Source organism: Bartonella sp. M0192, from assembly GCF_016102305.1.
In the GTDB taxonomy this organism is placed as follows: domain Bacteria; phylum Pseudomonadota; class Alphaproteobacteria; order Rhizobiales; family Rhizobiaceae; genus Bartonella; species Bartonella apihabitans.
Map to the genome: position 1 here is coordinate 2,142,946 of NZ_JACFOU010000001.1, position 25,312 is coordinate 2,168,257.

The window sequence follows — 25,312 nt, forward strand, 5'->3', positions numbered from 1 at the left end:
TGTTTTATGAGTTTGGATATTACGACAATAAGCGATGTTGATGATCCTCGTCTTGCTCCCTATCGGGATATCAAGGAGCGGGATCTTGTCGGTCGTGAACATCATTTTATTGCCGAAGGCAAGGTTGTTTTGTCTGTTCTTTTGCGCTCCAAACGCTTTGAAGCACAGTCACTCCTTGTTGCAGCAGCCAAGCTTCTGGGATTAATGCCGGTCTTGGATGCAACAAAACCCACCTGCCCGATCTATTGTGTTCCACAAAAAATCATGGACGATATTGCAGGCTTCAACGTGCATCGCGGCATTCTCGGCATTGGAGAACGTGTAAGCACCCCGACACTTGATGAATTTCTGGCGGGGTTACCGGAAAAAGCACTGGTTCCGGTTTTATGCGGCATTTCCAATCATGATAATATGGGCTCGATTTTCCGGAATGCTGCGGCATTTGCAGCCGACGGCATCATCATCGATAAAACCTGTTGCGATCCGCTCTACCGCAAAGCCATTCGCGTCTCGGTGGGTGCAGCACTAAAAGTACCCTATACACAAGGCGAAGATATCAAGACTATTCTTGCAGCTCTTGAAAAGGCCGATTTCCGTATCTATTCGCTTTCTCCGGCCGCTTCGAACTATTTGAAAGATGCCGAAGTTGCAAAAAGAACCGCGCTTGTTTTCGGGACAGAAGGCGAAGGCTTGCCGGGTTTTGTGTTGAAAGATACCGAAACCTTGCGCATTCCCATTGCCTATGATTTTGACAGTCTGAACGTTGCCACAGCAACCGGACTGGCACTTGAACATTTTGCCGATTTCGACAAACTGAATTGAAAACAAACACAAAAAAGCTTTTTCACCGAGAGACGAAAACATCGGTGCAACAGCGCTAAAAACACCCGTGTAACAGTGTTACAGTGTATTCGTTTTGCCGGATTTTTATCGGGAAATTCCCGTTAGTGGGCAATCTTATATCCGGACCATTTTTTCAAACAAAAAGATAATAGCAGAGACATGATTGCCTCTGCTTTTATTGTTGTTTTTGCTTTTCAATATTGGACGCTGATCAGGCAGCCGTGTTTTCACGCGATTGATCGAGCAAATTTTTAAGCATCGCTTCGGCACGCGCATCCCGCTCCGAACGGGTAATGAAACCGCCGCCCAGAACACGGGCATCATTGCTTTCATTATCATAAAGAACGCAAGCCTGCCCCGGAGCAACGCCGGTTTCACCTTCCAATAGTTCAACCGTCAGAGCGCCGTCCTCATATTTGAGTATAGCGGGTCTTGGCGGGCGTGTGGAGCGCACTTTGGCGGCAACTTCAATTCCCTCTTCGGGGAATTCATCAAGATTTTCATCGCCAAGCCAATTGGTATCACGCAAAAACAGTTTACGCGTTTCAAGAGCTTCTCTCGGCCCAACAATGACACGGGAATTTTCCGCATCAAGATAGACAACATAAAGGGCTTCACCGGTTGCAATGCCAATGCCGCGACGTTGACCAATGGTATAATTGACAATACCCGCATGACGACCAAGAATGCGCCCGTCAATATGGACAATTTCTCCCGGATTGGCAGCCTCTGGACGCAATTTGGCAATCACATCCGAATAGCGCCCTTGCGGTACAAAACAAATATCCTGACTGTCATGCTTGGAAGCAACAGAAAGCCCCATTTCGGCAGCAATTTCGCGAACATGGGGTTTGGCAAGATCACCCAAAGGAAAACGCAAATAATCAATCTGTTCCTGTGTTGTGGCAAAAAGGAAATAGCTCTGGTCACGATTGGCGTCAACCGGCCGATATAATGCACGGTGCGCACCATTAGGGCGACTTCTTATATAATGCCCCGTTGCCAGAGCATCAGCACCAAGATTTTTTGCCGTCACAAGAAGATCGGCAAATTTCACTGTCTGGTTACAGGCAACACAGGGAATTGGCGTCTCGCCATGAGCATAGCTATCGGCAAAAGGATTGATCACCGCTTCACGGAAGCGGGCTTCATAATCCAGCACATAATGGGGAATACCCAAAGTTTCCGAAACACGCCGTGCATCCTCGATATCCTGACCGGCACAGCAGGAGCCGACACGGTGGGTCGCAGCACCATGATCATAAAGTTGAAGAGTGACGCCGACAACATCATAGCCTTCTTTTTTCAACAATCCCGCAACAACGGACGAATCGACACCACCCGACATGGCAACAACCACACGTGTATCCTCGGGACGTTTTGGAAGATCAAGACTGTTGAGAGACATAAACTCACCTTCTAACTCATTGGACGGTTCGTTAAACTATATCGTGTTTTTAACGACACAACACAACCGTCGTCTCGAAAAAGAGATTATAAATCGAGCATTTTTTAAAAAATGCACCACCCCAGTTTATAAAAAAACAAAAAAAAATAAAGTAGCGTTTTTTGTTCAAGTTTGTTTGATTGCAGTAAAATTTATCTAACATTCTGATTTTTCTATCATTTTACAAACGAACACAATTTTGCGCCTGTGTATTTGTTAAATTTTTCTTTCCGGCGGTTTAGCTCTTTTTTAAAGCTCGGCGGTTATTGTCGCTTCAGGTCCTTGAATAAGAGTAGAGAGTACAATGACCGAGTTAGTAAGAACACGAGTAAAATACGTTATTGGCCCAGATGGGAGTCCACTTACGATCACCGACCTGCCGCCAAGCAACACACGGCGCTGGGTTATCCGTCGCAAAGCCGAAGTAGTAGCCGCTGTCAGAGGTGGACTGCTCAGTCTGGATGAAGCCTGCCAACGTTATACATTGACGGTGGAAGAATTTTTGTCCTGGCAATGCTCGATTGATGAACATGGTCTTGCCGGTTTACGTACAACACGTATCCAGCAATACCGCCATTGATAAGCATGACCCATTTTGCCTTCAAGCGTAAATAAAACAACCGTTTCTTGAATTTCAGGAAACGGTTGTTTTATATTCCGGCAAATTCATGAATTGTCGGGCGACATGTTTCCTGAAACCGGACAGCTCACTTGCTAACGAAAATGGCAAGCCGCAAAACGAATCTTCCACGCCGATCGGTTCACTCTGTTTATCCGTCATGTTGGCAAATAAATTAACGCGCCCTCACCATCATTTGCCATCACTTGCTATCGCTATCGCTTGCCATCACTTGCTTGCGCCGCTCCGGTTTGGCAGAAATTTTCTTCATTGCGGTTGTTTTCCGCGCTTTGTCAGGCAGCAACTCCCCAACAATTCCGTATTTTCGTTTTCTTGATATTTATAACGGGAAAATAATCCTTCCGGCTTTTTGTTGATCAAAAAGACAAACGGGCGAACGATAAAAATAAATGGCGAGAGACACGCAAAACCACGCGTCAAGTGAAGCTTCGGGAAACACAATTCTGCGCACGCAAATACACGCCGATGCACGGTTCAATCAATACACCAATCCAAGGTTGAACGGTGGGATAAAACGGTGATTGGCCTGAAACAAGAATAGTCAACAATGCGCTATCTTTTCCCGTTTATGCGTGTCTATCGGCTTGATCAGCGTATAGCGTATATTCACAGTGTCAGCCTATATCGACTCAGCCTATATTGACACCGAGGGCTTCAACCGGCACTCTTGGCGTCTATTGTTTTCATAAACGGAGTTTTGAGCTTTTATGTGATGAGAACGCCTCTCGAGACCGCAAGCACTGTCCCGATGGCGTTTGACTATTTTAATGACAAAAAGCCGGAGTCCGCTTTAAAAACTTCCGTCTTGCCGGATTCCGCTTTGCCAGATTCGGTTTTGCCAAATTCTGCTTTTTGAGGGGAAGACCTCAACCGATCATTGATCGACTTTGGACAAATACCACGTCTTCACTGGGAAGAGATTTGCCATCACGTTCTTCCAAAGCTTGAGCGCGTTCAAGTTCCGCCTCTAGCTCATGCAGCTTCATTTCACCGGAAGCCTTCTGGATTTGCAAATCACGAATGGAATTGATGAGATTTTCACGTCGTTGACGGGCGGCACGTGCAAAGGTGGGATAGGCAAAATGGTTGACATCGGTGATGCCCGATTTGCGTTCTTCATTGGCTATTTGCGTTTCCAGTTCGCTTGCCATACGGTCGAATTCACTCATCATCATATCGAGTTGAGAAATCTGGCGGCGTTTTTCGCGCACCTGAAACATTTTCAACCGAACCACACTTTCACGCGGTTTCATACGCAGTACTCCCTGACTACCGTGAACAAACACTGTTCACGCCTTTATACTCATACACATCGACCGGAAACCGGTTTCTCCCTTCGTGTCCCACAAAGAGACCATGGAAAACTCCATGGAAGCTCATGCTCCTTAAAAACCCGTATGGAGCTGCGATAACAAGCTTTCTTAACCAATTGTTTACGGTCTTTGAGCACTATAGCGGAAGTCCCTTAAAGCTCGGTAAACAAAAGACCTTTTTTCGAATTCGGAAAGAGTGAATCGAAAGAGTCAGTTAGAGCGATTTCTTAAAGTAAAAATTAAGCATAAATCTTTAGCTTTTATATCCATGAATCAACGGACTACAACGTTTTTTTCAGAAAAATTTATTAACTTCTTGCCAACAAGAATCATATTTTGTTAACCATTTTGGTGCAAATTGGTTAATGAAGGCAACGAATTGTTCTGACGCTGCCGAAGTAAAAAATCGTGTTTGAGTTAATGCCATGATTTTATGGTGTTTTTTAAATTAACTGCACAATAGTCGGTGCAGAAATTTGTACGGACTCTGATAACGCCTGATTCGGCAAGTGGAAAGGGGATATAGGATATGCGCGTATTATTGATTGAAGATGACCACGCGACAGCGACAAGCATCGAGCTTATGCTCAAATCGGAAAGTTTCAATGTCTACACGACAGACCTTGGAGAGGAAGGTGTAGATCTTGGAAAACTTTATGATTACGACATCATATTGTTGGACCTTAATTTGCCGGATATGTCCGGTTACGAGGTTTTGCGCACATTGCGCCTTTCCAAAGTGAAAACACCAATCCTTATCCTTTCCGGTATGGGTGGTATTGAAGACAAGGTACGCGGTTTGGGCTTCGGTGCCGACGATTATATGACAAAGCCATTTCATAAAGACGAACTGGTCGCTCGTATTCATGCTATTGTTCGCCGCTCGAAAGGTCACGCCCAATCGGTAATTGCAACCGGAGATCTGGTTGTCAATCTTGATGCCAAAACAGTTGAAATCGGTGGCCATCCGGTTCATCTGACCGGCAAAGAATACCAGATGCTCGAACTTCTTTCATTGCGTAAAGGAACTACTTTAACCAAGGAAATGTTCTTGAACCACCTCTATGGCGGCATGGACGAACCGGAACTCAAAATTATCGACGTTTTCATTTGCAAATTGCGCAAAAAGCTGGATGCCGTTTCAGGCGGTGTCAATTATATCGAAACGGTTTGGGGACGCGGTTATGTGCTGCGTGAACCAAATGAAGAACCGATGCGCGAAACTGCTTGATTTTTCAACACTTTCATCTCTTCAAAATTGAATCATCATGCCGGAGTTTTTTCCATTCGGGAAAAGTTCCGGCATTTTTTTGCCAGTAATTTTTTTGGCACCAATTTTTTAGGCAGAAATCGTTTTTGGGCGGCAATTTCTGTTTTTTTGCCAGAATTTTCAGTCTTTTTATTTGTGCTTTAAAAAAATTGCCGTCCCGATTTTTAAAAACCGGTACCGGCTCGCCCCCTGAGCTTTAAAAGCTGTTCCGACCTTAAAAAGCAATTTTAACCGGATAAATTTTGTCGCTGTTCAATTTTGTAAGCGGCAAATTTTTTGAAGATCAGACGGCTTTTTCCAACTAAAAACCGGCATTAACCGCTTTTTCGGTCAATACCGGTATTTTGTGCGTGGTTTATCGCCGAGTTTCAGCTTCTTTGACCGGACTGATTTTCCGGTCAGAAATTTGGTCGGCTCAGCCTGCTATAATGGTAATAATTTCTGGCTTTACCTGAACTTTGATCTGCATATTCGACATTTGCGACAATAACAGAGCGTAATAGAACTGGACACTATGGGCATCAATCGGTTCTTCCGGTACCTGCCCATTATATAATTCGAGGAATTTTGGCGGCACACGCAACATTTTTCCACTTACCTTCAACTGGAAAAGGCGTTTTCCGCTGTTCTCGCCAATCTCGACAACAATATCACCACCGCGCGGAATGGAAAGATTTGCAATCAGAACGAGATTGAGCAAAAGCTTGACTTCGTTCTTCGGCAAAAGCAGGCGTGGCGCTTTCCAGTCAAGATTGCCTTTTTCATTTTCCATGTAATTTTTTGCCACTGTCTCGGCATCGCCACTGTCAATTTCGCTTCCTGCCGAACCGGCGGCTCCGAAAGCAATGCGGGCAAATTGCAATTTGGACGATGCATTGACCGCCGACATGCGGATAAGTTCAATCGCGTCTTCCTGTGCATCGGCTTCGTCATAAAGTTCAATCCCATTATTGATTGCCCCGACCGGCGAAATAAGATCATGACAAATGCGGCTGCATAACAATGCGGCAAGATCGGCAGGGCTTAATGTAACGGCTAGTGGCATAATAATTGGAACTCCAGAATACTCTTTTTCCCGTTCCTTAAATCAAAACCCTTAAGATTCCATGGACAATTTTTCGTTTTTGATTGTCCGGAAAACACACAAACTTTCTTAAAACATGCCTTTTTGGCCAAATCTTCCGGTTCTTTTTCAGTGTTTTTATGGTTTTTAAGAATTTAAACAACTTTGCCCGCTAGAATCAGAAGAAACCGGATCTTTGCTTACGTCAAGATTCAAACCATTGAGTGACCAGAAGAGGTGAAACAATATGTTCCGTTCCATCCAAATTCAGTGGCGTAAAGTCGTTCTTCTCTTTGCGTTGGCTTTATTTACAAATATCGGATTGATACCGGCGCAGGCTCAAACCCAGCAGCAAAACGGGCGCTATTCGGCACAGGAAATTATTGATTCCGGCCACCGTTTTTTTGGTGATGCGGCAGGTAGCATGGCAACCGGAATTGAAAAAGTATTTGCGAAATACGGTTTGCCGAATGGCTATATTCTGGGTGAAGAAGGCTCCGGCGCCATTATCGGCGGCCTTACCTATGGAGAGGGAACGCTTTACACAAAAAACGCCGGTGACCATAAGGTTTTCTGGCAAGGCCCGACAGTCGGCTGGGATATTGGTGGTCAAGGGTCGCGACTGATGATTCTGGTTTACGAGCTTGATAACGTCAATAATCTTTGGGGACGCTATGCAGGTATCTCTGGTTCAGCTTATTTTGTTGCAGGCGTAGGCTTTCATGTGCTTAAGAAAGGAAACATCCTTTTGGTACCGGTCAGAACCGGTGTTGGCGCACGTTTGGGGGTCAATATCGGTTATCTGAAATTGACACCGGCTGCCACCTGGAATCCGTTTTAAACTTTTGTCCGGCTCCCGAGGCATTTAATGCTTATCCAATCGGTACTGTTTTTCATTCTTGGCGTTGCAGCCACAACCTTTGTTCTTATTCTTTTATCGCCGGCAATCTGGCGACGTGCGCTTTATCTAGCCCGTCAGGCAATTGCCGCCGAGGTACCGCTTTCCCTCACCGAAGTCGAGGCAGACAGGGATTTTCTACGTGCAAAACAGGCGGTTGAGCTCGTAACGCGCGATGAAAAATTCGAACATCTCAGCGAAAAATTTGCCACTCAGAAACGTGAACTCGACCACGCCAAAGAGGAGCTTTTCCGTCTTGGTGATGCCGAACACCGTGCCGGACTGCTTGCCGAACAATTGGCAGACCAGACCGAAGAACTCGAAACCGAGCGGCAGCTTACCGCCACACTTTCCGCCAATAAAGGCAAGGAACTTGCCGAAATCCGTGATCTGTTGCAACAGGAAAAACAGGCGAGCCACGCTGAGGCGGACCGGACTAACCAGTTAAAAGCACTGGAAAAAGAAGTCGCAACTTTGAAAGAAGAAGTCGCGGCCGCAAAAAAGGAAGCCTTGGCAAATAAAACCACCAAAACCGATATGGAAAATCTCAGGCAGGAAATTTTGAACACTGCTGCAAAATTCACCGCAGAAGTAGCAATTTCCGAAGGTCAATCCTCCCCCATACCGGAGCTTGTTGAAAAAGTTCGCGATAGAAAAAGTCTGGCAGCACGCATAAAAAAAGAACTGAACAACCACAAAAAACAATCCGGTCAAAGCACTGCAAAAGTTGCAAAACCCGCTTCCCGTAAGAAAACGTCAACACGTAAAAAAACAACCAAATCGGCACAAAATTGAAGTCTCACCTGCTCGACCGGCAAAGTGCCGGACGCTGTGAAAATATTGTTGAATGACAATTTTACTGGAAAGTTTTTCGTAAAAGAGCATAAGCTCACCGAAAGAGCTTTGATGAAACCTTTCTTTTCAGACCAGTGCTGAAACCCAACAGCCGGTCTTTGAAAACGGATGCATGATAAACCGCTAATACGAACCGGATAGAGAAATTAAAGGCCATCTTTCATATTTTCCGGTTTTTATTTTTTCTTCGGAGAGTTCGAAAATATCGTTTCTTTACTGAAAGCCTCCTGAAGAGAGGCTCATTCAACAGCCCGCCACACGCCAAAATGGGTTGCTTGATCTTTTGGCTTCAGCGCTTTCGCCCCTCTACACACAAAAAGAAATTTTCCGACAAAAGAGAAAGCTGTGAATCAAAGGCGATAACTGTGCTTTGAAGACTTCTCCCCTTATAGCCTAATGCCGACAAAATGTTATAAAAGGCTAACTGGTTCAGCACCCGCGACAGGGTTTTGAGTGGCGGTAACAAAATAGCAAAGCCACCTTGAAAAACAGTTTTAACAGGGATCGGTAGGATGCTCGAAAAACTATTTCACTTGAAAGCGAACAATACGCGTACCGGAATTGAAATTGGTGCCGGTCTTACAACTTTTTTGACCATGTCCTACATCCTTGCTGTCAACCCCACTATTCTGGGCGCTGCCGGAATGGATAAGGGGGCGGTTTTTGTTGCGACCTGTATTGCTGCCGCGGTCGGCTCTTTCATCATGGGGTTGCTTGCCAATTGGCCGATCGGCATGGCGCCGGGCATGGGGCTCAATGCATTTTTTGCCTATTCGGTTGTCATTACCATGGGCTATAGCTGGCAACAGGCTTTGGGAGCGGTTTTCCTTTCGGGCATTGTCTTTCTGATATTGACAGCAACCGGTGTCAGACAATGGCTGATTGCCGGTGTGCCAAAGTCTTTGCGCAGTGCGATCGGTGCCGGTATCGGCATGTTTCTTTCCATTGTGGCATTCCAGAGTGCAGGCATTGTTATTAATAATGATGCCACTCTGGTGGGGCTTGGCGATGTAACCAAAGCGGGACCTGTCCTTGCCGGTATCGGGCTTTTTATTATTGTTGCCCTTGATGCCTTCAAGATACGCGGCGGCATTCTGATTGGTATTATTGCTGTAACCATTCTCTCTTTCATCTTTACCGATGACGGATATAAGAGTTTTCAAACTCTGGTTAGTTCAGGCGGAATTGCGCTTCCCCCTTCTGTTGCACCGACTTTTCTTGAGCTTGATATTCTGGGTGTTCTGCATACCGGCATTTTCCACGTGCTTCTGGTTTTTGTGCTGGTCGAAATATTCGATGCAACCGGCACACTTGTCGGCGTTGGCAAACGCGCCGGTCTTATTCCCGACGATAAACCCAATAATCTCGGCCGCGCACTTTTTGCCGACAGCACGGCCATTCTCGCCGGCTCCCTGATCGGAACGAGTTCCACCACCGCATTTGTTGAAAGTGCCTCGGGCGTTGCTGCTGGCGGGCGTACAGGACTTACCGCCATCACCGTAGGTGTGTTTTTCCTGCTCGCTCTATTTTTTGCTCCTGTTGCGCTTGCTATTCCCGCCTATGCCACCGCACCGGCATTGATTTTTGTTGCCTGTCTGATGATGCGTGAATTTGCCGAAATCAACTGGGACGACATTGTCGAAGCGGTGCCGGCAGCACTTACCGCGCTTTTGATGCCGTTTACCTATTCCGTCGCCAATGGACTTGCCATCGGCTTCATAAGCTATGCTATTTTGAAAACAATTACCGGCAAATGGCGTGATGTCCACCCCGCAACGTGGATTATCGCTCTCCTCTTCATCATACGTTTTCTGATGGAAGGCGGGGTGTTCTAGAGAGGCTGTGCCGTTTTCTCGTCATCAAGGTGGGGGGGGCCAGAGTGGATATACGCACTCCCCCTTATTCAGGCGGGGATTGCGGAGGGCTGATGCACTCTCGCGCTTCTCTGCAATAGAGCACTCGCCAATTGCCAATTGTAGCTTATTCAGCCTTTCCGTTTGTTAAGGTCAGGACTTCTCTTTTATTCAAGAGCTTGGTCTTTTCCAAGCTTTTGCTTTTCATCCATTCATTGAACAGCTTGCCCGAATTCTGAAATCAATAAAGCTGAACGAATTTTTTTGGGGGACCAAAAGCGGGCCTCAAAATTTGCGACCAATGTTTTGTTGAATGAGCGATCTTATCGCCTACCCTTTCAGATGGGATAAAGACATGTGTGACGAGAAGTTCATCAAGACGAATGGAAAAGCTAAGCCCAATGAAAAAGACGTTTTCGAGACGAATAAATTCATTACCCGATCAATTTATTATCCGATCAATTTGCTACGTTATAAATTTGCTATGTTTTAAATTTGCAGCCGATAAATTTTTTAGGGAATAAAAAAAGACCGGTATGAAACCGGTCTTCTTCTTTTATTCTCAATCGCTATTTGTGATCGCCAGTCGGCAATAGCAAAGCTATTCTCACTTGCCACAAAATTCCCGGATCAAGCCGATAATTTTGTCCTGATCGCTTTCCGGCAAATAAGGATGCATCGGCAAGCTCAAAACGTGATCGGCTGCATGTTCGGAAACCGGCAGGCCGCCTTTGGCTTGCGGGAAATGACGGTAGGCTGTCTGCAAATGCAACGGCTTGATGTAATAGATCATGGATGGAATACCGGCATTTTTGAGGTGCGCCTGAAGCCCGTTACGGTCTTCTACAACGATTGTGTATTGGGCAAAGGCAGAGCGCGACCCTTTTTCGATTTTCGGGGTTTTGACAACGTCTTTCAAACCGTCGCTATAACGTTTGCCGATAACGGCGCGTTTTTCCATCTCGTCTTCAAGAATATCGAGTTTCTGCAACAAAATCGCAGCCTGAATGGTATCAAGACGCGAGTTCAAGCCGATGCGGACATTGTCATATTGGGATGAACCTTTGCCGTGGAAATAGATTGAACGCAGACGTTCGGCAAGGTCATCATCATCGGTAAACATTGCGCCGCCATCACCATAGCAGCCGAGCGGTTTTGCCGGATAGAAGCTTGTCGCGCCAACATTGCCGAAAGCCCCACACATGGCATTTTCATGTTTTCCGCCAATGGCTTGCGCCGCATCTTCAATGATAAACAGGTTTTCTTTGGCAGCAATTGCCGAAATTCTATTAAAGTCGGCAGGAAGACCGAAGAGATCAACAGGAATGATCGCCCGTGGTGTCAGGCGGCCTTCTTTTTTGATCATTGCAATGGCTTCTTCAAGTTTTGCCGGATCCATATTGAAAGTATCGGGCAGAATATCGACAAAAACCGGTTCTGCGCCGGTTAAAGCAACAACTTCGGCGGTTGCGGCAAATGTAAAGCTTGGGCAGAAAACAGCATCTCCCGGTCCGATATTTTCAGCCATAAGCGGCATCAACAATGCGTCAGTGCCGTTCGAGCAGCCGATCACATGTTTAACGCCGATATAATCGGCCATACGTTTTTCGAATTCTTCGACTTCCGGCCCGAGAATATATTTGCCACTTTCAATCACATGGGCAATAGCCGTATTGATTTTATCTTTAATACGCGCCCTTTGCGCTCCAAGATCTATAAATTGCATATTCACTCCGTTGCTATAATTGTTTAGCTGGCCGAATCATTCATTGGCGCGGCTTGCCTAACATAACGCCTTAGACGAACAATATGTAATCAAAGTTCTATGACGCATGTAACAGCTTTTTACATTATTTCTTTGCCGTTTCTTTATTTTTTGCCTGCGTTTTACCAGCAATTTCCTTTGCTTTGTGATGCACACTGCCGGCTGTCAGAATACGCAAAACGGCAATGGCCTCGTCGCCATTGGTGCGCGGTTCCTCACGGGTTTCGATACAGTGCAGGAAGTGCTGCAATTCGCGGGTGAGCGGCATTGCCTCTTCAACCGGAATATATTCCGGCTCGTCGGCGGTAAATGCCCATTGATTATTATCCTGCCAAACCTCGAAACGATAAATGGCAAGCTTTCTTCCCCACGGTTCGACATCATCAAACACGGCCATGGCTTTGGTGCCAACCACCGTCAAACGCCGTTCACGATAGGGATTGAGACGGGACGCAAAAAGGTGGCTGCGCATGCCATTGGGAAATTTCATATGGACATGGGCAAAATCGGACAAATTGTCGATAATCGCCGCGCCCTCGCCGTGAATTTCCGAAGGTTCGCATTTTGTTATAGCCAGAATCATTGAAAGGTCGTGGGGCGCGAGATCCCACAATGCATCACTTTCGGTATGGAATTTGCCAAGCCCCAGACGGTGCGCATGAATATAGCGCACTTCGCCCAATGCGCCTTGATTGACAAGTTCAAGCAATTTTTCAAATGCCGGATGGTAGCGCAAAACATGCCCCACCATGAAGATGCGCTTGTGTTCGCGTGCAATGCGCACTTCGCGCTCTGCATCCTCGACATTAAGCGCAATCGGTTTTTCAACCAGCACATCCTTACCGCCTTCAATCGCCCTGATGGCGTTTTCCGCATGAAATTGCGGCGGCAGTGCCAGAACCATAGCGTCTATATCTTTACGGGTGAAAATCTCTTCAACGGGGATTGCCTCGACATCGTGTTCTGCTGCAAACCCTTCCGCACGATGAACGTTCACGTCGGAAACGGCTGCGAGCGCTCCCAGACTTTTCAAAGTACGTATGTGATTGCTCCCCCAATAACCACATCCCAAAACTGCTACGCGTGGAGCCATTGTCTATGCCTTATCCTTATTGCTGAACTGAAAAGCAATATCTTATCTGTTCAATATCGGTCATGAACGCCATTGACAAGAGAAAAGCTCAAAAACGATGCTTGACAGAGTGGGATTGAACCCCTTATATCGCCGCCACGGCTAAATGTTTTTTAAAAAGACATTTTTTGTGGCGGAGTAGCTCAGTAGGTCAGAGCAGAGGAATCATAATCCTTGTGTCGGGGGTTCAAATCCCTCCTCCGCTACCAAAGCCGCCGTTTCTCCCCTTTTTGATCGCTTCCCGCTTGATCGCTTTTAATAGCTTTCCGCTTGATCGCTTGCTTCACAACGATAAAGTCTTTCATAATGGCTTTCTTCTCGGGAAATCGGGCTTTTTAATTTTTTAAAAAATTTGTTCCCGAGGTGCCGCGCCCCAAGTCTTGCTGTTTCAAGTTAAAAACGTCGCACCACCGGTCTTTTTGCCGCACTTTTTGCCGCACTTTCCACCGCATGAAACCGTCAAAACCTGTAGCCACGTCGCATCAAGATTTCATTCGCTTTATGGGAAACGCAGCGCGTTTAGCAAAAAAGTGGCGCGGTAATTGAAGAAGTAGCGTGTTAAACGAAAAATCTGAACATTAAGTGAAAAGGCCGCGCGATTATTTGTATCCCGCACGAGAAAGTCTATAAAATCCGGATAAAACGTATCTTAAAAAATGCGCCCTAAAAAACGTCCCTTAAAAAATCCGTTCAATTATTTAAAAAAGCGTTTTTCTTTTTTGAATAGAAAAATTGCCGATTTTTCTTTCCTCATCAATTTTAAGTAATCTTTGTATCATTATGGGGCAAATCAACCGGTTTCATATTTTCTGCTTCAATCTTTATTCTATTTTCGTTTTGAAGCCGCGAATGTCTTGTAATTATGAGCTTTCCCGCTTGTTTCCCTTCTCCCTATCACTTTTGATACCTTTCCAAGTCGGCTTATTGAAAAAGGCGCGCCTTCAACTTGAAACCTTAAGTCTCGGGATTTTCGAGATTATCTTTGATAAAAACACCGGCAAAATGAGTGAACCAATCCGGATGGCCTTATTGTTCGGTTTCGTGCCGCGCAATTTTTCTATCCCCCTCCCATGTGGTGGATTGTGATTCGTTTTGTTTTCCTCGTCTCGGGTCAAAAACATGAGCGTCGGAGGAAAAGCGTTTAAATATTTCAACTGCTCGCCAATCCCTTTATTTTCCCGATTTTTCGCTATCCACCGGTTTCCAGCTATTTTTTGCCCGTCTCGCTTAACCTATGAGTCTTCGTGCGAGAGTTTTCCTTCAAAAAATAAATTGTCAGTGAAGAAGAGTGCCACAACGGGGCTAAATTTTTAATGCCCGAAATATCCAAGCGGTTTTCGCACCATTTGGCTGTTTTCTTTTAGGCTTTCTTTCAAAATAATTTTCAACAGTTTTTCGGGGCTAAGGTTGTTTCCGCCCGATTACACCTCGTGGAAGCAATTTATCTCGGTTTAAAGCCCCAAGAGGAGCGACAATTTTTATTGGAGTTTCCTGTTTATTGCCGGTTAAAAATGGCATTATTGTTAAATGTGGGGTAAGAAACCCCCATTGATTGACAAAATGGCAATCATTTTGCCAAATCGAAGAAATGACCGCAATTTTTACCTGTTGCGCCTGATAATAGAGAATTTTGATGAATCTTTCAGATATTGAAATAGCCCGTCAAGCAACCAAACTGCCTATCCGTGACATTGCCGCCAAGCTTGATATTCCTTACGAAGATATTGTTCCTTACGGCCATGACAAGGCAAAAATCAGCGCGAAATATATCGAAACGCTCAAAAACAATAAAAACGGCAAACTTATTCTGGTGACCGCCATTAACCCGACACCGGCAGGTGAAGGAAAAACCACGACAACAATCGGCCTTACCGATGCGCTCAATCATATTGGAAAAAAAGCTGTCGCATCATTACGCGAACCATCCTTAGGGCCGAATTTCGGACAAAAAGGTGGAGCCGCCGGTGGCGGACGTTCGCAAGTCATTCCGATGGAAGACATTAATTTGCATTTCACCGGCGATTTTCACGCCATCACATCGGCCAATAATCTTCTTGCCGCCATGGTGGATAACCACATTTATTGGGGCAATGAACAGAATATCGACTCCCGCCGGATTACATGGAAACGCGTGGTCGACATGAATGACCGCGCGCTTCGTGATATTGTTCTTTCCCTTGGCGGGGTAAAAAACGGTTTTTGCCGCCAAAGCGGGTTCGATATTACGGTAGCCTCCGAAATCATGGCAATTTTCTGCCTTTCCGAAAACCTTGCCGATCTCACAAAACGCTTGGGGAAAATCATTATCGGTTACCGTTACGATAAAACGCCGGTCACCGCTTCCGACATTCATGCAGAAGGTGCAATGGCGGTTTTGTTGCGCGATGCGCTCGCGCCCAATCTGGTTCAGACAATCGAACATAATCCGGCTTTTATCCATGGCGGGCCATTCGCCAATATTGCCCATGGCTGCAACTCGGTCATTGCCACCAAAACCGCATTGAAGCTTGCCGATTATGTGGTCACCGAAGCGGGTTTTGGTGCTGATCTTGGAGCTGAAAAATTCTTCGACATCAAATGCCGCAAAGCCGGCTTGAAGCCTGATGCAACCGTCATTGTTGCAACAATCCGTGCGCTGAAAATGAATGGCGGCGTGGCTAAAGGCGATCTTGCCCATGAAAATGTCGAGGCATTGAAAAAAGGTACTGCCAATTTGTTGCGCCATATTTCCAATATGGAAAAATATGGTGTGCCGGTCATTGTGGCGGTCAATTATTTTAATTCCGACACCGATGCGGAAATTGACGTTTTAAAGAAAGCCGTTGCTGAAACCCACCATCAGGCCATTATTTGCCACCATTGGGAAAAAGGTGGTGAAGGTGCCGAGGAACTCGCCCGTGCTGTCGTGCAGATGATTTCAGAAAACAAAAGCAACTTTCACCCACTCTATGCCGACAACTTGCCGCTTTTAGAGAAGATCAACACCATTGTGCGCGAGATTTATGGTGGGCGTGGTGCCGATATTCCGGCCAATATTCTGAACCAGTTGAAAGCCTGGGACGAGGAAGGTTACGGGAACTTGCCGGTTTGCATGGCGAAAACACAATATTCATTTTCGGCCGACCCGAAACTCTTGGGCGCACCGCAAAATTTCACCATTCCTGTACGCGAGGTCAAATTGAGTGCCGGTGCCGGATTTGTTGTGGTGATTTGCGGTGATATCATGACCATGCCGGGGCTTCCCCGCCACCCCATGGCTGAAAAAATCCACCTTGATGAAAACGGGAATATTGAAGGCCTTTCGTAATCTTCAGTCCGTTTTCATGAATAAGATCGGCTAACGGGCAATATATCCTGTTACCTGCCATTTCACGCGCTCTATAAGGTCGAGGTGCATGAAACATCCGTTCTCGTGACTGTTTTTGTCAGGCTTAATAACATTCGAGCGGCCCTTTTCATGCGGCTTTTACGCCCTTGCCGTGAACTTTGCTGGATAGAACTTCGTAAGATTTATCTTGCGGTCGAGTGAAATCTTTTTACTCTGGTTCTTAACTTCATTAGATTTATTACTGCTATGGGGTAGCGCATCCCCTCTCTGTTCCTCAAACGCAGGGAATTTTTCTCGCTGGAAGGAACCAGCTTCTCATCCCATTCGCAAGCTTCAATGGATTTATTGGTGCCGCCGTATATCGCATCCTTGGCCTTTTTAGCGACTTTGGTAAATTTATTTTTCTGCCGAGCGCTAACTTGCTAACCTGTTTTCAAGCCTTCGGAGATCTATTCTTGCAGGTCAGCTGCGTTTTCTGCTCTGCTCCCTATTCAGAGGAATTTTTCTTGCTTGTGGGCACCGGCTTCTCATCCCATTCGCAGGCTTCAATGGATTTAATAGGTGTTGTGGCATCGCATTCTCGGCCTTTTTAGCGACTTTGGTAAATTTATTTTTGTTGCCGAGCGCTAACTTGCTAACCTGTTTTCAAGCCTCCGGAGATCTACTCTTGCAGGTCAGCTGCGTTTTGCTGCTCTGTTCCTCAATTCAAAGGAATTTCTCGCTGCCGAGCACCATCTTCTCGTTCTGCTCCTAAGCTTCAATGGATTTATTGGTTTTACAAAGTAGCGCATCCCCGCCCTTTTCCCCGAGTTTGATGATTGTTCCTGCCAGCGGTACTCCTTCTCTTATCCTCCCCCTACCCTTTTTCCGCCGGCAGTCTGGTTTTTCTGCCTGCATCTTGCCCCTTTCCGTTTTCCATTCGTCGTCGGGCTATCATTTTATTCAAATCCTTAAAATTACATCGCTCCCCCAATCCTTTGGCTTGTACCGTGTGCCGCTGTGGAACCCGAAAGGATGACCGCGAGATTCAAGTCATTGAAATTCAAGTTATGGAACAATCGGGGCAATAAAAAACCCCGGTTGGAGACCGGGGTTTTGTTTTTGGCTTGGTCAACAAGCGATCAGGCTTGTTGGACATTATTGCCTGACTGATTATCGGGTGCGGATTGAGCTTCCGGTGCATTGCCGCCATTTGTCGGCTCTCCACCAGCAGTTCTTCCGGCACGGTTTCCGCTAAACAGCCTGTAGAACATCGGGATAAAGAAGGTTGCAATACATGTTGCAGCCAACATACCGCCGATAACACCGGTACCAATTGCGTGACGGCTAGCGGAACCGGCACCGGTAGATCTTGCCAAGGGGACAACACCAAGGATAAACGCCAGAGATGTCATCACAATCGGGCGGAAGCGAAGACGTGCTGCAGAAATCGCCGCATCAATAGCCGATTTGCCGTTTTCACGCTCGAGCACAGCAAATTCGACAATCAGAATAGCGTTTTTCGCAGCCAGCCCCACAAGTGTAACGAGGCCGATCTGGAAATAGACGTCGTTGCTCAGCCCCCTTAGGTAAGTGAATGTCAAGGCGCCGGCAATTGCGAACGGCACAGCGGTGACAACCGCAAAAGGCAGGCTCCAGCGTTCATATTGCGCAGCCAGAATGAGGAACACCATAATGATACCGAAGATCATAGCGGTTGAACCGGCACCACCGGCCACAACTTCCTGATAGGCGGAACCTGTCCAGGCGATCTGGTAGGTATTGGGCAAAACCTTACCGGCAACTTCGGTCATGGCCTTGATCGCATCACCGGAGGTAAAGCCTGTTCCCGGATCACCCATGATCTTGGTGGCATAGAAAGCGTTGAAGCGTTCAAGCTGGTCGGAACCGGTAATACGCGTTGTTTGGACAAGCGCATTCAACGGTATCATGCTGCCGGAATTGGACCGCACAAAGACCTGCTTGATGTCTTCCGCACTTTTACGGAACTCGCCTTCGGACTGGATTTTAACCTGATAGTTACGTCCGTAAAGGGTGAAGTCATTGATATAGATGTTACCGAATGTTGCCGAAAGGGCATCATAAATCGAATTGATCGGCACATCCATAGCACGGGCTTTGACACGATCGACATGGAAGTCGTACTTCGGAACGTTCGGGTCAAAAGTGGTGCGGACATTCTTCAATTCTGGACGCTGGTTGGCAGCTTTGACGAGTTTCATGGTCATATTGAAGAGTTCGTCAATCGAGCCACCGGCGCGGTCTTGTAGATACACTTCAAAGCCGCCTGTTGTCGACAAACCGGTAATGGGCGGTGGGTTGAAAGCAATGGTGACACCGTCCTTGATGCCTGACGTCATGCCGATCACTTGTGGAGCAATCACACGTGCATCATCCTTTGGATCGGGTCTTTCTTTCCAATCCTTGAACATGACGAACATAGCGCCCGAACTTGTCTTCAAACCACCCGAAAGCAGGTCATAACCGGCAAGTTCTGCAATGTTCTCGACCGCAGGGTTCTGCTTGAGAATTTTATAGGCCTTGTCGACAACACCTTGTGTTCTTTCAAGGGAGGAAGCCGAAGGCAGGAACGAAACGGCAAGCACATAACCCTGATCTTCATCCGGAACGAGAGAGGACGGAACCTTCTCGAACATAAAGACAGCAAAGACACAAACCAGCACAAAACCGATAATGCCATACCAGAATTTATGGACGAAGAAGCCGACACCGGAAACATAAAGATTGGTGATCTTCTGGAATGTTTCGTTAAACCAGCGGAACGGTGCAATCGGTTCACGATGGCGCGGTTTCAACAAGAGCGAGCACAAAGCCGGTGTCAATGTCAAAGCCACAGTACCGGAGATCACAACCGAAATGGCGATTGTTACAGCAAATTGCTGATACATAACACCGGCCATACCGCCCATGAACGACACCGGAATGAACACGGCGCACAGAACGAGCACAATAGCGACAACCGGCCCTGTAACCTCGCTCATCGACTTGATTGCCGCATCATGAGGCGAAAGCTTTTCTTCCGACATAACGCGTTCGACGTTTTCCAACACCACAATCGCGTCATCAACCACAATACCGATGGCAAGCACCAGCCCGAACAATGTCAACATATTGATCGAAAAGCCGAGCACGTAAATACCCGCAAACGTCCCGATAATGGATATTGGCACCGCGATAATCGGAATAAGCGTCGCTCGCCAGTTTTGCAGGAAGATGAACACAACCACAATAACAAGCAGAATAGCTTCGATGAAAGTGTGGACAACTTCCTCGACGGAAACCTGAATGAACTTGGTGGTATCGTAAGGAACCGAATATTCAATCCCCGGAGGGAAGGCAACTTTCAATTCATCCATACGTTGCTTGATCGACTGCATGGTGGCAAGCGCGTTGGCACCCGGTTGCAAGAAGATCAGGATCGGCACCATCGGGTTGCCGTTCAAATTGGATTCAATGAAATATTGTTGGGTACCGAGTTCGATACGCGCAACATCTTTCAAACGCAATGAAGCACCCGTATCATCCGACCGCAGAATAATGTTACCGAATTCTTCTGTTGTAACAAGGCGGCCTTGCGTCGTTGCCGAATAGGTGAAAGCGCCATTAATATCTGGCTGTTCCCCGATACGACCGACAGGATATTGGTTATTCTGTTCCTTGACCGCGTTGATAACATCGGTCGGCGTCATATTATATTGGGCAAGCTTGTCAGGCCGCAACCAGATACGCATCGAATAATCGACATGTCCAAGGACCTGCGCATCACCAACACCGGGAATACGTTTCAAATCGTCAACAACGTTAAGCAATGCATAGTTGCCGACATAAATACGGTCATAGGCATTGGTTGTCGAACGCATGGCAACAAGACCGAGAATGGATGAAGAGCGTTTATCGGCAACAACACCGAGACGCTGCACTTCCTGCGGCAAAGTTGTCAAAGCACGTTGAACGCGGTTATTGACGTTAATGGTTGCCTGATCAGGGTCTGTTCCAAGCGCAAAAGTAACAGTGATCTGCAATGTACCGGACGCGTTGCTGGTTGATTGCATATAGATCATGTCTTCAACGCCGTTGATCTGCTGCTCAAGTGGCACAGCCACAGTCTGCGCCACTGTTTCGGCACTGGCACCCGGGTACTGCGCCGAAACCACCACTTGCGGTGGCAACAAATCAGGATATTGGGCAATTGGCAATATGCGCATACACATAAAGCCGGCCAATACGATGATAATGGATATAACCGACGCGAAAACCGGCCGGTTAATAAAGAAACTATAGCTCATTGTGCAGGTCCCGAAGCTTTTGCATTGCCCCCGTTAGGTGCCTGTTGCGGCGCGTCATCGGTGACATTAACCATCAGGCTCTTGCCCTCGGGAACACGCATCAGCCCCTGTTCAATATAAACCTGGCCTTCGGTGACAACTTCATCTCCGTCACGAAGCCCCTGAACGATCTTGTTTTTGTCTTTTGAATCAAATTCGGCACTGTCAATCAGCCAGTCGCCGTTTTGCATCTTGCGCACGGCCTTGACCGGACGTTGCTCGACAACCATCAACCGACCGGCCGGCTTTTGTGGCTGACCCTTGCCAGCATCGCCACCATTGTTGGCAGCCGGAGCTTGAGCCTCAGCACCTTTCGGAGCGTTCGGGTCGGCCTTTGGCGGCTCGGGCTTTTTCAACAAATAGACAAACTGGCCACTGCTGTTTTGGATGAGAGCCGATTCCGGAATGGTCATGGCATTTGCTAATTTGATACCGGTGACCGTCACGCGTACAAACATACCCGGAACCAGACGACGATCGGGGTTGGCAATAACAGCACGTGCACCCAAGGTTCCTGTCTGCTTGTCAATTGTCGGCGAGGTAAAATCGACCGTACCCTGTTCGGGGTAATCAACCCCTTCACCAAGGCGGACAGTGACTTTCAGATTGTCGATCTTTTCGCCGCGCTTCTGCATCTCGTCCATTAAATGGCGAATCTGGTCATATTCACCATCAGCAAAGGAGAAGTTGACATAGATCGGGTCAAGCTGGGTAATGGTGGTAAGCAAGCTCGACGTCGGGTCGGTTCCGATAAGCGAACCTTCCGAAACAGCCTCGCGACTGGTCAACCCGTTAATCGGGGCGGCAACTTTCGTATATTCGAGATTGAGTTCGGCAGTGCGCAATTCGGCTTTTGCCTGCATCAATGTTGCTTCATCGGCATCGCGTTTGGCAAAAGCCTGATCACGCAATGAAGTTGACTGGACTTTTTGCTTGACCAGTTCTTCGGCACGGTCGGCATCACGAACCGACTGGTCGTAATTGGCTTGTGCCTGCGCAACCTGTGCGCGCGCCGATGCAACAGCAGCCTCGTATTTGTCCGGATCAATCTCGAACAATATGTCGCCTTGCTTGACTTCCGAGCCTTCAACAAAATTGCGGTGCAACAAAATACCGCCGACACGGGCACGAACTTCGGTTTCACGATAGGCAACAACACGGGCTGCATATTCGTAATTTAACGGAACTTCTGCCTGATGGATAACCTTGCCGCTGGCTTGTGATGGCGGCGGCATATGTTTTTCCTGTTTGCCACAGGCAACGAGTCCAAAAGACAGCACGCCAACAAAAAGAGCGGCCGATATTTTCCTTAATAGTGTCATAGGATGTCAGACCTTGATATTTTTTTCGTGTCCGGTAAAATATACATACATGGATGTTTGTAAATAGCTAATTCGCTAATAACCACTTAATAACAGCAATAATAAGGCGTCACAACCGGCAGGAAAGACTTAATCGAACTTTTTTAATCAGGATTTTGCTTTTTTAGGACAAGATGTGGTGTTTGCGGGGACTATGACGGGACAAAAAGGGGTAACAAGATGCGCCGGACAAAAGCCGCGGCAAGCGAGACACGTGAAGCCATTCTTGACGCTGCAGAAACGGCTTTTCTAACCAAAGGTGTTTCCAAAACTTCGCTCAATGAAATTGCCGAACGGGCTGGCGTCACGCGCGGCGCAATCTATTTCCATTTCCGCGACAAACCGGCCATTTATAATGCCATTATCGACCGTATCAAATTTCCGCAAGAAGACCTTATTGATGAAGTAAGCCGCAATGATTCTATCAATCCGATTGATGTTTTAGAAAAATCGGCCTGTGCTTCACTCAGCCGTTTTGCCGAGGACGAGCACCAGCAGCGGGTTATGACAATCATCACTTTGCGTTGCGAATATGTTGATGAATTTTCGCAAATGATATTACGCTTAAGGGAAGCCCATGACAGCATGCTCGATCTTTTTACGCGCATGCTCTATGTGGCGCGAAGCCGCGATATGCTTTCCGATGAATGGGAGCCCGAAGATGGCGCGCGCGTGCTTGTGTGTGTGGTGGGCGGCATTCTCCACGAGTGGCTGAATTCGGCAAAGAATTTCGACCTCTATGCGCTCGGTACACGATTGATTCTAAGCCAAACCCGCTCTTTCCGAAAAAATTCCCGCGAACTTGTCGGATGAATAACTTTTCACTTTGCGCCCTCTCCTCAAAACACATAGCGAATCTATAAAATTGCCACGCTTTGGAAACATTTGCCCCACTCTATAATTATCCCGCTTTATAAATGGATTACCGCGCTTTTAAAAAATTATAGCATTTCATTTAAAAATCGCCCTGCCTTTTAAAAAAGCAAAGTGATTACACTATTTCTTATTTTGGCCTTTCCCCTGTTCTCTTTTGTTTTATTCGAGACCTTACTCTTGACCTACAGGTTTCGGCTTTTCATTAAATTAGCTATCGGCAAAGGGGACGGCAAAAGCGGGCGGCAAAATTTTTTTAGAGTTTTTATGTGAGCCTCGCCGCCCTTGAAATTCTCCAAAAAGAAAAGCCCGCTTCTCGAAGAGATTTTTTACCCCGCCTTCATATTTCTAACGAGCGGGAATTTTCAAAAACCGGATGAGTTATTTTGCTGAAGCTTGAAGAAAGGATGTAGGCAACAGAAAAGCCAGCCTGTCAGATGGCCACCATAACCCGAAAACGAGCTATTGTCCGAACTTCGAGACAAGTGAAAGAAAAGTAAGACGAAAAATAAAAAGCGCCAGAAAAGATAAAGCGGATATAAAGCCCGAAATAAAGGCAGCGTCTCTTTAGACACTGCCTTTAAAATTTTTTCAAACCCGGAATTTCAGTGCGTGCGGCGCTCTTTGACATAAGCGATCAAACCGCTTGTCGAACTATCGTGGCCGTCAGTACTTTCTTGACCTGAAACCATAGGCAATAATTCATTGGCAAGTTCCTTGCCCAATTCAACGCCCCATTGGTCGAAGGAGTTGATATTCATGAGCGTGCCTTCAACAAAAACCCTGTGTTCATAAAGTGCAATCAGCCGCCCCAATGTAAAGGGGGTGAGCTTGTCATGAACAAGCGTCAATGTCGGGCGATTGCCGACAAAGCTTTTATGCGGGGCCAGTTTTTCTGCTTCCGCTTCGCTCATGCCGCCTTTCATCAACATGGCTTTGGCAGCTTCTTGACTTCTACCGCGCATCAGTGCTTCCGATTGGGCAAAACAATTGGCAAGAAGCATGTCGTGCTGATGACGCAAGTTTTCTTCATGCCCGTTCACAGCAACAATGAATTCAACCGGTATAATATCGGTTCCCTGATGCAAAAGCTGGAAGAAAGCATGTTGACCGTTGGTTCCCGGTTCCCCCCAGACAACAGGGCCTGTCGGCATTGTAACCGGCTTGCCATCAATGGTTACATGTTTGCCGTTCGATTCCATGTCAAGCTGCTGGAGATAGGCGGGAAGACGCGACAGACGTTCTTCATAAGGGATGACAGTGCGTGTCGGATAGCCGCAGATGACGCGGTTATAAAAGCCGATCAACCCCAGCCGGACAGCAAGGTTTTCAGAATAAGGTGCGGTGCGGAAATGTTCATCCATTGCATGACCACCAGCCAGAAACTTTCTGAAATTTTTCGGCCCGATTGCCATCATCACCGAAAGGCCGATTGCCGACCAGACGGAATAACGCCCGCCAACCCAGTTCCAGAAGCCGAAAACACGCGACGGGTCAATGCCGAAATCGGCCACCTTGCCAAGTGCTGTCGAAACCGCTGCAAAATGTTTTGAAACCGCCATCTCGCCCAGTTTTTCAGCAATCCATTGACGCGCAACACGTGCATTGGTCATGGTTTCGGCGGTTGTGAAGGTTTTGGAAGAAATAATAATCAATGTTGTTGCCGGATCAAGCCGCGACAAGGTATCGGCAATATCGGCACCATCGACATTGGAGACAAAGTGGCTATTCGGCCCGTCATGATAGGGTTTCAAAGCAAGCGTTGCCATTTTGGGCCCGAGATCGGAACCACCGATGCCGATATTGACAACATCGGTAATCTTGCCGCCATGTTCTCCTTTCAACGCACCGGAGCGCACCCCTTCACAGAATTTTTCCATATGCGAGAGAACCGACTGCACATCCTCGACAATATTTTTGTCGCCAAGCATAATCGTGCTCCCCTCCGGTGCACGCAATGCAACGTGAAGAACCGCACGATTTTCGGTCAAATTGATCGCCTCGCCGTTAAACATGGCCTCGCGCCGCTCTTTCAAACCGGCAGCATCGGCAAGATTATCCAGAAGCTCCAAAGTTTTCGCTGTAACCCCGCATTTGGAAAAATCGAACAGCAAATCATCAAGCCGCAATGAAAAATGTTCGAAACGCTGCGGGTCATTTTTAAATAGTGAGCGAATATCGCCAAGCTCCGGATCTTTTGCATGGGTTTTTAATGCATTGAAAGCGGCGCGAAATTTTTCTTCGTTGCGGAACATGGCAAGCTACCCTCCATTGTGTAAATAGAATTTAAGATGAAACATAGTGAAGTAAAAGAGGTAAAATCGC

General features: G+C 47.0%; 17 protein-coding genes and 1 tRNA gene. 10 read left to right on the forward strand and 8 right to left on the reverse strand.

Features of this window, described 5'->3' with window-relative positions; genetic code table 11:
* Positions 1–6 precede the first annotated feature (6 nt).
* On the forward strand, positions 7–822 hold the full coding sequence (locus H3S82_RS09340) for an RNA methyltransferase (RefSeq protein WP_198224134.1): 816 nt from the start codon (positions 7–9) through the stop codon (positions 820–822).
* 232 nt (positions 823–1,054) lie between these two features.
* Here H3S82_RS09340 and mnmA read toward each other — a convergent pair whose 3' ends face one another.
* Entirely contained in the window at positions 1,055–2,251 is a 1,197-nt protein-coding gene (mnmA, locus tag H3S82_RS09345; RefSeq protein WP_078039803.1) for a tRNA 2-thiouridine(34) synthase MnmA, read from the reverse strand.
* Positions 2,252–2,594: 343 nt separating this feature from the next.
* Between mnmA and H3S82_RS09350 the strand changes: the two genes are divergently transcribed.
* Positions 2,595–2,870 (forward strand): DUF1153 domain-containing protein, encoded by a 276-nt coding sequence (locus H3S82_RS09350; protein WP_075868936.1) that lies wholly within the window; start codon positions 2,595–2,597, stop codon positions 2,868–2,870.
* A 926-nt stretch (positions 2,871–3,796) separates the two neighbouring features.
* Here the strand turns inward: H3S82_RS09350 and H3S82_RS09355 are convergent.
* A complete protein-coding gene (locus H3S82_RS09355) occupies positions 3,797–4,216 on the reverse strand; it encodes a flagellar export protein FliJ (RefSeq protein WP_370541260.1) in 420 nt (139 codons plus the stop codon).
* Between the two features lie 556 nt (positions 4,217–4,772).
* Here H3S82_RS09355 and ctrA point away from each other — a divergent pair.
* Positions 4,773–5,474 (forward strand): response regulator transcription factor CtrA, encoded by a 702-nt coding sequence (gene ctrA, locus H3S82_RS09360; RefSeq protein WP_077972217.1) that lies wholly within the window; start codon positions 4,773–4,775, stop codon positions 5,472–5,474.
* Positions 5,475–5,928: 454 nt separating this feature from the next.
* On the opposite strand, the gene chpT is transcribed toward ctrA, so the two are convergent.
* Positions 5,929–6,558, reverse strand: a complete 630-nt coding sequence (gene chpT / locus H3S82_RS09365) for a histidine phosphotransferase ChpT (protein ID WP_198233191.1) — start codon at positions 6,556–6,558, stop codon at positions 5,929–5,931.
* Positions 6,559–6,823: 265 nt separating this feature from the next.
* On the opposite strand from chpT, the gene H3S82_RS09370 reads away from it, so the two are divergent.
* From H3S82_RS09370 to H3S82_RS09385, 4 genes are all read left to right on the forward strand, one after another.
* Positions 6,824–7,417 (forward strand): DUF1134 domain-containing protein, encoded by a 594-nt coding sequence (locus tag H3S82_RS09370; protein WP_077972221.1) that lies wholly within the window; start codon positions 6,824–6,826, stop codon positions 7,415–7,417.
* Positions 7,418–7,444: 27 nt separating this feature from the next.
* Positions 7,445–8,269 carry a hypothetical protein gene (locus H3S82_RS09375; RefSeq protein ID WP_198233190.1) on the forward strand — a complete coding sequence of 275 codons (825 nt, stop codon included), beginning with the start codon at positions 7,445–7,447 and terminating at the stop codon, positions 8,267–8,269.
* A gap of 572 nt (positions 8,270–8,841) precedes the next feature.
* Positions 8,842–10,164 (forward strand): NCS2 family permease, encoded by a 1,323-nt coding sequence (locus H3S82_RS09380; RefSeq protein WP_198237140.1) that lies wholly within the window; start codon positions 8,842–8,844, stop codon positions 10,162–10,164.
* A 331-nt stretch (positions 10,165–10,495) separates the two neighbouring features.
* Entirely contained in the window at positions 10,496–10,675 is a 180-nt protein-coding gene (locus tag H3S82_RS09385; RefSeq protein ID WP_198233187.1) for a hypothetical protein, read from the forward strand.
* A 114-nt stretch (positions 10,676–10,789) separates the two neighbouring features.
* Here H3S82_RS09385 and H3S82_RS09390 read toward each other — a convergent pair whose 3' ends face one another.
* Positions 10,790–11,908, reverse strand: coding sequence for a DegT/DnrJ/EryC1/StrS aminotransferase family protein (locus H3S82_RS09390; RefSeq protein ID WP_198224126.1), 1,119 nt, complete (start codon positions 11,906–11,908; stop codon positions 10,790–10,792).
* 124 nt (positions 11,909–12,032) lie between these two features.
* Positions 12,033–13,040 (reverse strand): Gfo/Idh/MocA family protein, encoded by a 1,008-nt coding sequence (locus H3S82_RS09395; RefSeq protein ID WP_198233186.1) that lies wholly within the window; start codon positions 13,038–13,040, stop codon positions 12,033–12,035.
* Between the two features lie 171 nt (positions 13,041–13,211).
* Here H3S82_RS09395 and H3S82_RS09400 point away from each other — a divergent pair.
* Both H3S82_RS09400 and H3S82_RS09405 read left to right on the forward strand, forming a co-directional pair.
* Positions 13,212–13,288, forward strand: a tRNA-Met gene (locus tag H3S82_RS09400).
* Between the two features lie 1,424 nt (positions 13,289–14,712).
* On the forward strand, positions 14,713–16,386 hold the full coding sequence (locus tag H3S82_RS09405; RefSeq protein ID WP_198237141.1) for a formate--tetrahydrofolate ligase: 1,674 nt from the start codon (positions 14,713–14,715) through the stop codon (positions 16,384–16,386).
* Between the two features lie 1,142 nt (positions 16,387–17,528).
* Here the strand turns inward: H3S82_RS09405 and H3S82_RS09410 are convergent.
* On the reverse strand, positions 17,529–20,714 hold the full coding sequence (locus H3S82_RS09410; RefSeq protein WP_198232757.1) for an efflux RND transporter permease subunit: 3,186 nt from the start codon (positions 20,712–20,714) through the stop codon (positions 17,529–17,531).
* Entirely contained in the window at positions 20,711–22,075 is a 1,365-nt protein-coding gene (locus tag H3S82_RS09415) for an efflux RND transporter periplasmic adaptor subunit (RefSeq protein WP_198224118.1), read from the reverse strand. The genes H3S82_RS09410 and H3S82_RS09415 overlap by 4 nt, the downstream gene beginning before the upstream one ends.
* 219 nt (positions 22,076–22,294) lie before the next feature.
* Here H3S82_RS09415 and H3S82_RS09420 point away from each other — a divergent pair, with 219 nt between their 5' ends.
* Positions 22,295–22,927 carry a TetR family transcriptional regulator gene (locus H3S82_RS09420; protein WP_077972250.1) on the forward strand — a complete coding sequence of 211 codons (633 nt, stop codon included), beginning with the start codon at positions 22,295–22,297 and terminating at the stop codon, positions 22,925–22,927.
* A gap of 665 nt (positions 22,928–23,592) precedes the next feature.
* Here H3S82_RS09420 and pgi read toward each other — a convergent pair.
* Complete coding sequence (pgi, locus tag H3S82_RS09425; RefSeq protein ID WP_198232756.1) at positions 23,593–25,242, reverse strand: glucose-6-phosphate isomerase; 1,650 nt, start codon at positions 25,240–25,242, stop codon at positions 23,593–23,595.
* Positions 25,243–25,312 lie beyond the last annotated feature (70 nt).

Coding starts and splice junctions, on each gene's coding strand:
- H3S82_RS09340 (WP_198224134.1), top strand. CDS start 7: ATGAGTTTGGATATTACGACAATAAGCGATGTTGATGATCCTCGTCTT.
- mnmA (WP_078039803.1), bottom strand. CDS start 2,251: ATGTCTCTCAACAGTCTTGATCTTCCAAAACGTCCCGAGGATACACGT.
- H3S82_RS09350 (WP_075868936.1), top strand. CDS start 2,595: ATGACCGAGTTAGTAAGAACACGAGTAAAATACGTTATTGGCCCAGAT.
- ctrA (WP_077972217.1), top strand. CDS start 4,773: ATGCGCGTATTATTGATTGAAGATGACCACGCGACAGCGACAAGCATC.
- chpT (WP_198233191.1), bottom strand. CDS start 6,558: ATGCCACTAGCCGTTACATTAAGCCCTGCCGATCTTGCCGCATTGTTA.
- H3S82_RS09370 (WP_077972221.1), top strand. CDS start 6,824: ATGTTCCGTTCCATCCAAATTCAGTGGCGTAAAGTCGTTCTTCTCTTT.
- H3S82_RS09375 (WP_198233190.1), top strand. CDS start 7,445: ATGCTTATCCAATCGGTACTGTTTTTCATTCTTGGCGTTGCAGCCACA.
- H3S82_RS09380 (WP_198237140.1), top strand. CDS start 8,842: ATGCTCGAAAAACTATTTCACTTGAAAGCGAACAATACGCGTACCGGA.
- H3S82_RS09385 (WP_198233187.1), top strand. CDS start 10,496: ATGAGCGATCTTATCGCCTACCCTTTCAGATGGGATAAAGACATGTGT.
- H3S82_RS09390 (WP_198224126.1), bottom strand. CDS start 11,908: ATGCAATTTATAGATCTTGGAGCGCAAAGGGCGCGTATTAAAGATAAA.
- H3S82_RS09395 (WP_198233186.1), bottom strand. CDS start 13,040: ATGGCTCCACGCGTAGCAGTTTTGGGATGTGGTTATTGGGGGAGCAAT.
- H3S82_RS09405 (WP_198237141.1), top strand. CDS start 14,713: ATGAATCTTTCAGATATTGAAATAGCCCGTCAAGCAACCAAACTGCCT.
- H3S82_RS09410 (WP_198232757.1), bottom strand. CDS start 20,714: ATGAGCTATAGTTTCTTTATTAACCGGCCGGTTTTCGCGTCGGTTATA.
- H3S82_RS09415 (WP_198224118.1), bottom strand. CDS start 22,075: ATGACACTATTAAGGAAAATATCGGCCGCTCTTTTTGTTGGCGTGCTG.
- H3S82_RS09420 (WP_077972250.1), top strand. CDS start 22,295: ATGCGCCGGACAAAAGCCGCGGCAAGCGAGACACGTGAAGCCATTCTT.
- pgi (WP_198232756.1), bottom strand. CDS start 25,242: ATGTTCCGCAACGAAGAAAAATTTCGCGCCGCTTTCAATGCATTAAAA.